Here is a 355-nt window from a genome sequence, read left to right on the forward strand (position 1 = left end):
CCATCATATAGTCGTTACTAGTAGAGACCTCACGGACAAACTCGATGTCCGCTGTGTTTATCTCATCGATGTACACACATCCATATTGTCCACCAAGTGCCATCTTCCATTTGTCTGCGTTGTCGTATCCAAGCACGTAGATGATTTTGTCTTCAAATTTGATGTGGGGGATTTTGTAGTCCTTGTCCCCATTACCAAAATAAAAAGCATCCCGATGGATGTCGAGGATGCCATTGTCTTGATTGATTAAGTTCTTTTCAGCAACACCGACAGTCTTTGCTGCGATGATATGAAATTTCTTTTTGCTCCTGGATACCATTCGCATGAATTTCACGCCCAAGCCCACCGTGGTCTT

The 355-nt window shown here is 43.4% G+C and carries 1 pseudogene; it reads right to left on the bottom strand.

The window, feature by feature from the left end:
- Window positions 1-319: pseudogene (locus HMPREF2917_RS10760) on the bottom strand (terminase); the annotation flags it as partial.
- Between the last annotated feature and the right edge of the window lie 36 nt (window positions 320-355).

It is taken from the genome of Streptococcus sp. HMSC061E03, from assembly GCF_001813505.1.
In the GTDB taxonomy this organism is placed as follows: domain Bacteria; phylum Bacillota; class Bacilli; order Lactobacillales; family Streptococcaceae; genus Streptococcus.